At 32.4% G+C, this 6,923-nt stretch carries 6 protein-coding genes; 5 read left to right on the forward strand and 1 reads right to left on the reverse strand.

Annotated elements, in window-relative coordinates; translation table 11 throughout:
• Positions 1–74: 74 nt before the first annotated feature.
• Positions 75–1,553 (reverse strand): proline--tRNA ligase, encoded by a 1,479-nt coding sequence (proS, locus tag ACQY1Q_RS12725; protein WP_431005699.1) that lies wholly within the window; start codon positions 1,551–1,553, stop codon positions 75–77.
• 120 nt (positions 1,554–1,673) lie between these two features.
• On the opposite strand from proS, the gene ACQY1Q_RS12730 reads away from it, so the two are divergent.
• The 5 genes from ACQY1Q_RS12730 to ACQY1Q_RS12750 all read left to right on the forward strand — a co-directional run bounded on the left by ACQY1Q_RS12730 (position 1,674) and on the right by ACQY1Q_RS12750 (position 6,682).
• Positions 1,674–2,843, forward strand: a complete 1,170-nt coding sequence (locus ACQY1Q_RS12730) for a hypothetical protein (RefSeq protein WP_431005700.1) — start codon at positions 1,674–1,676, stop codon at positions 2,841–2,843.
• Positions 2,844–2,873: 30 nt separating this feature from the next.
• Complete coding sequence (locus ACQY1Q_RS12735) at positions 2,874–4,232, forward strand: OmpP1/FadL family transporter (protein WP_431005701.1); 1,359 nt, start codon at positions 2,874–2,876, stop codon at positions 4,230–4,232.
• 108 nt (positions 4,233–4,340) lie between these two features.
• Positions 4,341–5,234: a NifU family protein gene (locus ACQY1Q_RS12740; protein ID WP_431005702.1), complete on the forward strand. Its 894-nt coding sequence runs from the start codon at positions 4,341–4,343 to the stop codon at positions 5,232–5,234.
• A 12-nt stretch (positions 5,235–5,246) separates the two neighbouring features.
• Entirely contained in the window at positions 5,247–5,975 is a 729-nt protein-coding gene (ubiE, locus tag ACQY1Q_RS12745) for a bifunctional demethylmenaquinone methyltransferase/2-methoxy-6-polyprenyl-1,4-benzoquinol methylase UbiE (RefSeq protein ID WP_431005703.1), read from the forward strand.
• 2 nt (positions 5,976–5,977) lie between these two features.
• Positions 5,978–6,682: a porin family protein gene (locus ACQY1Q_RS12750; RefSeq protein WP_431005704.1), complete on the forward strand. Its 705-nt coding sequence runs from the start codon at positions 5,978–5,980 to the stop codon at positions 6,680–6,682.
• Positions 6,683–6,923: the final 241 nt, after the last annotated feature.

Genomic DNA, 6,923 nt, shown 5'->3' on the forward strand with positions numbered 1-6,923 from the left:
AATAATCTAATTTCCGATTGCGGGTGCAAATATAGAAACTATTTTAAATTACACCAAAACTTTTTTTATTTTTTTTAGTACGCTTTTGCGAACAATACTTTTCTTGAAGAAAGCTTACCAGAAAACACACATACGCCCTCTTCTTCTTTAACATCGTTAGGTATACAACGTATAGTTGCTTTGGTTAATTCTTTTATTTTTTCTTCTGTTTCAGCAGTACCATCCCAATGAGCTGATACAAAACCTCCTTTTTTCTCAATTACCTCTTTAAACTCATCAAATGAATTAACATCTGTAATATGAGTATTCCTGTAATTTAATGCTTTATTGTATAATTCTTCTTGAATATTATGTAGCATGTCTTTTACATAATCTACAATAGTACTTTGTTCAACAGTTTGTTTCTCAAAAGTATCTCTTCTTGCTACTTCAGCAGTTCCATTCTCTAAATCACGGTTTCCTATTGCAATTCGAACAGGCACTCCTTTCAATTCATATTCTGCAAACTTTGCCCCAGGTCTTAAAGTATCTCTATCATCAAATTTAACAGATATGCCCTGAGCCTTAAACTCTTTTACTAATACCTCTACCTTCTCTGAAATCGCATTCAACTGCTCTTCACCTTTATATATAGGAACAATAACAACTTGAATTGGCGCTAACTTTGGCGGCAATACTAATCCGGCATCATCTGAATGCGTCATAATTAAACCACCTATTAAACGAGTAGAAACTCCCCATGAGGTTGCCCATACATACTCTTGTTTGCCTTCTTTAGACGTATATTTAACATCAAATGCTTTAGCAAAATTTTGTCCTAAAAAATGTGATGTTCCTGCCTGCAAAGCTTTACCGTCTTGCATTAAAGCTTCAATAGTATAAGTAGCATCAGCTCCGGCAAAACGCTCGGTTTCTGACTTTTCTCCTCTTACAACTGGCATTGCCATAAAGTTTTCAGCAAAAGTTGCATACACTTCTTGCATTTGTTTAGCTTCAAATACCGCTTCATTTTTTGTAGCATGAGCTGTATGTCCTTCTTGCCATAAAAACTCAGCCGTACGTAAAAATAAACGTGTACGCATTTCCCAACGCACTACATTTGCCCATTGATTTATTAATAAAGGTAAATCTCTATGTGATTGAATCCATCCTTTGTATGTATTCCATATAATAGCTTCAGATGTTGGTCTTACCACTAATTCTTCTTCTAATTTAGCCTCAGGATCAACACGTAATTTCCCTTCTCTGTCCGGATCAGCTTGCAAACGATAATGAGTAACTACTGCACATTCTTTAGCAAATCCTTCAGCATTTTTCTCTTCAGCTTCAAACAAACTTTTGGGAACAAAAAGCGGGAAATAAGCATTTTGATGTCCTGTTTCTTTAAACATTCTATCTAATTCTGCTTGCATTTTTTCCCAAATTGCAAAACCGTAAGGCTTAATTACCATACATCCTCTAACAGCCGATGTTTCAGCCAAATCTGCCTTAACAATCAACTCATTATACCATTTAGAATAATCTTCTGCTCTTTTTGTTAAATGTTTACTCATAATCAAAAGTTTGGCATAAAAATTGTTATTTTTTATGCGTAAATTGTACCTGCAAAACTACACTAAAAAGGCAACAAGCCCAACAAAAAATAGTTTTTTGCGTTAAAAGGTTAAAAGAAAATGAATCGTTCTAACTTAAATCTGTCAGACATGAAACTAAAATACACCAAAATCAACATTTACCCATACTTAGTCCTACTAGTAGTGGCGGCTACCCTTACTTCGTGCGGAACAATGCAAACCGTTGCCAGTAGCGATGATGGTGTTTACAATGATGAACCCATTGAAACAGAACAAAGAAGAGTAATTGTTGCAGATCAAGAGACCTATGACGATTATGAAGAAAATTATTTCACCAAAGAAGTTGAACGCTTAGGTGTTTTAAATGGTACAGATATTTTTACTGACATTGAAAATTATAAGTCTGAAGATTCTGAATTTGAGGTTGAGGATGATATTACAGAGGAGGAACCTGACACTAGAATTGCTTACAATTCAAATGCACCTTGGGGCTATAATTCTAATAGTAATGATGTAGTTATTAATATTAACACTTCACCTTATTGGGGCTACTACAATAACTGGGGATGGAATGGTTATTATGGTTACAATTATCCTTGGTGGCGTTATAATTATGGATGGTGGAGAAATCGTTATTGGTATGGTGGCTTTTATGGAAATAATTGGGGTTGGGGTTGGAATAATTACAACAACTTCTACTACTCTCCGTATTACAGATATGGTTATAGCTATCACAGACCTTATTCTTATTATGGATATTATAATAATTCATATTACAGACGAGGCGCTAACCCATATAGAGCAGTAGCTTCCCGAAGAAATTATAATTCTACAAGAAACTATACGCCAAGAGCTACATCTTCAAGACGTTCTTCAAATGTATACAGAAACTCTAGAGATAATGACCGATATATTAGAAGTAACAGTAGAACAAGAACTACCCGAGACTATCAAACCGGCGGGCATAAACCTACCAGATCTATAAGAGGTACAAAAACCCGAACCAGAAACTACTCTACCGGAGGAGTTAAGCCTTCAAGAGATTCAAAAAGCTATAACAGAAGAAACAATAGCAATTCTTCCAGAAGCTATAATCCATCAAGATCAAGAAGCTCTGATAGAAATTATAACAGAAGTTCCTCTAATAGATCAAACAGAAGTTACACTCCATCCAGATCAAGTAGTTCTTCAAGAAGCTATACACCTAGCAGAAGTTCTTCATCTAGCTCAAGAAGTAGTGGAACAACAAGTAGTAGAAGCAGAAGGTAACTTTATATCAAAAAAGTATAATAATAGATTATGAAAAAAAATTTAATACTAGCAATATCAATCACCTCAACTTTTGGTGCCTTTTCTCAATCATTAGATTATAATGATTTAGGTATTTTATTTTCTAAAGATGATAATTACGGAACTGCTAGATTTGAAGCTATGAGTGGAGCTTTTGGTGCCTTAGGTGGAGATATTTCATCTTCTGGCATTAACCCTGCAGGTAGTGCCGTTGCTATAGTAAGTAGTGCATCTGCCACTTTAAGCAACAGAAATACAGATTATTCCGCTTTTTATTACGGTAATACTTCTGGTTCTCAAAACGATTATTTTAATCTTTCTCAAGCCGGTGGTATTTTAATTTTTGATACAAATGATACTGATTGGAATAAATTTGCACTTTCTTTCAACTATAGAATTAAAAGTGACTATAACTCGTTTTATAGTGTTCAAGGAAATAGCGGATACTTATTTAACACAGAACATTTTAACGATCCTCGGACACCAAAAAATCAATTTGATGGTTCTGTAGAACAAAAGTTTTCAGTTGAAAAACTAGGAAGTTCAAGCGTATTTAACATTGGATTTTCATCGGTTCATCAAAACAAACTTTTTTTGGGAGGAGCTCTTAATTTCCATAATATTGATTTTAACAGGATTGCCGTTTTAAAAGAAGTGAATGACGATGCTAACGGTAATATATTAACAGCTAACAACCTTATTGATTCTTATATTCAAGGAAATGGTTTCTCCTTTAGCTTAGGGTTTATTTATAAATTAAATCAAAATGTACGATTAGGTTTAGCTTACGAAACCCCAACATGGTATACTGAAATTGTTGAAGATTATAAAAATGAACTGACTCTTTCAGATGTTCCGGCTCTTAATATCGCTGGAGATACAGATATTATTCGTGAAGGGTACTTATACAGATTTAGATCTAATAGCAGAATTACTGCCAGTGGAGCTTATATTTTTGGAAAACAAGGGTTGATAAGCTTTGATTATACTTACAAAGATTATCCAAACATGAAATACAGAGAAAACAATACAACCTTCATCAGTGCCAATCAAAACTTTGCTTCTCAATACAGAAGTACTCATACTTTTAATCTTGGTACTGAATGGCGTTTTGACAGGATGAGTATAAGAGGTGGATATCACTATGAAAAGAATCCTAATTTATTAAGCGCCTTAGGAGGTAATACAAATAAAGATAATGTACGAGGTTTTTCTGCTGGTTTAGGATATAATTTTGGTAATATAAAAATAGATTTATCTTATAGAAAAACTGAAAACCAAGAATTTGAAACCTTATACAATCTTGGTGATATCAATCTAAACAATAGTACTTCCAGAATTTCCGGTACTGTTACCATTAGCTTATAATTGATTATAATAGATAAAACATATAAATAGCCTTGTTAGTTAACAAGGCTATTTGTTATATATATTTCTCAGTTTTTTAATGTAATTTTGCTTTTCATTTATAAGGACATGGATTCAATAAAAATAAATATACAAGAAACTAGCAATGAAACCATTATTAAATTTGTTAGTAATACCATTTTAATTAACGGAGGTAGTTATGAGTTTGACAATATCGACCAAGCAAAAAACTCACCTCTTGCTCAACAACTTTTTTACCTTCCTTTTGTAAAAAAAGTATTTGTTACTGCAAACTTTATCGCTGTACAACGATATGATATTGTACAATGGGATGACGTTGCCGAAGAAGTTAAAGAACAAATCGAAAACTATCTTCAACAAGGTAACACAATAATTAAAGAAGAGACTACAAAAAAAGATGCAATTGAAGTATATGCTGAAGTTACACCAAATCCAAGTGTAATGAAATTTGGCACTAATAAAGCATTAACACAAACCGATGTTGAGTTTAAAAATATTGAAGAAGCCAGCAAGTCATCACCACTAGCTCAGGCTTTATTTACTTTTCCGTTTGTTAAAGAAGTTTTCCTTTCTGAAAACTACATTTCTATCATGAAATATGATATGATTGAATGGAATGAAGTTTATCAAGAAATAAGAACATTCATCCGAAACTATTTACAGGAAGGTAAAACAATTATTTCTGAACTTCCTAAGCAGCAAACAAAACAAAATGTAGAAGTTCCTAAAGAAAACTTATCTGAAACCGAAGCTAAAATAGTTGATATTTTAGACGAATACATAAAGCCGGCTGTTGCTTCAGATGGTGGAAATATTGCATTTCAATCATATGATGAAACTACCAAAAGAGTAAATGTTATCTTACAAGGTGCATGTAGTGGATGCCCTTCATCAACCATTACTCTAAAAAATGGTATTGAAACCATGTTAAAAGAAATGTTACCTAACCAAGTAAACGAAGTAGTAGCTATTAACGGATAACAATATCAATTTATGTCTGAACAAATTAAGCCTTATAAAAACTCAGAATTAGGTAAAAAAGAACAAGTAGCTCAAATGTTTAACAATATTTCTGAAGATTATGACGGATTAAACCGTGTTATCTCTTTAGGAATTGATGTTAGCTGGAGAAAAAAAGTGGTAAAATTAGTAGGAAAAAACAACCCTAAACAAATATTAGATATAGCCACAGGAACAGGTGATTTAGCTTTAATGATGGCTTCTTTACAACCGGATCGCATTGTAGGATTAGATATTTCAGAAGGTATGTTAGCTGTTGGTAAACAAAAAGTTTCAAAAGCTAACTTGACCGATAAAATAGAAATGGTAGTGGGTGATAGTGAAAACATTCCTTTTCCTGATAATACTTTTGATGCCATAACCGTTTCTTTTGGAGTTAGAAATTTTGAAGATTTAGATAAAGGATTAACAGAAATACTTAGAGTTTTAAAACCCGGAGGTAAATTTGTAGTTTTAGAAACCTCAAATCCAACTAAATTTCCTTTTAAACAAGGTTATAAATTTTACACAAACTTCATACTCCCTGTTATAGGTAAAATCTTTTCAAAAGATAAGGTTGCCTACTCCTATTTATCAGAAAGTGCAAATTCTTTTCCTTTTGGAGAAGCTTTCAACAATATTTTGCAAAAAAACGGGTTTAAGAATGCAAAGAATTTACCCGTAACTTTTGGAGTTGCCTCAATTTACACAGCTTTTAAATAATTATGTTAAGAAAATTTTTAGTACTCTCGTTACTTTTAGGTTGCTTTGCCGTTACTTTCGGACAAAGAGAAAAAGTATTAAAACTTCCTAATTTTGATAAACCTCTATTTCATTATGGTTTTTATTTAGGAATGAATAATAATGGATATAAAGTTTCTTATAAGCCTAGTTTTGTTGATAAACCTGATATTGAAGTTACATCTTCTATTGGTTTTAATGTAGGATTGATTGCCGATTTAAGATTACACAATAATCTTAACTTGCGTTTTGAGCCAGGACTCATGTCTAATACCAAAACTTTAGTTTTTAATCATATTTCCGGTTCAAATGAAACTATAAAAACTAGAGAGGTTGGGGCTACTTTTCTACACTTACCAATTATCTTAAAAGCTAGTACAAACAGAATTAATAATGTTAGGCCTTATATTTTAGGAGGTGTTTCATATGATTACAACTTTTCAAGTAACGAAAGTAGTAGTGACGATAATTTTGCCGGAAAGTTCAGAACAAAAACCAGTAACTTTATGTATGAGATAGGAATTGGTGTAGACTTATATTTAAATTACTTCAAACTTTCTCCTTCAATACGTGGTGTATTTGCCATTAATAATGAATTAAAATATGATAATTCCAGTCCTAGTCAATGGACCGACCCTATTGATTTTTTAGGTACAAGAGGAGTTTTTCTTCATTTAGCATTTGAATAAAAACATAAAAACTAATAAAAACAAAAGGCTACCATAATATGGTAGCCTTTTTAATTTTAAAGGATTTTACCTTTAACCTTATTAGATAGAAGTCCCCCGAAATCTATCTTTTTATACCTATAGGACACACGTTTTTTGTAACGGTCACCTTTTTTAAATAATAATTGAGTCGTCCTAAAATAGGTTGACAGATTTAAAAAATATTATTTAAACCAGAGAGGCTAGCTTCTCTGGTTTTTTG

The organism is Tenacibaculum sp. TC6 (assembly GCF_050606265.1).
Lineage (GTDB): Bacteria > Bacteroidota > Bacteroidia > Flavobacteriales > Flavobacteriaceae > Polaribacter.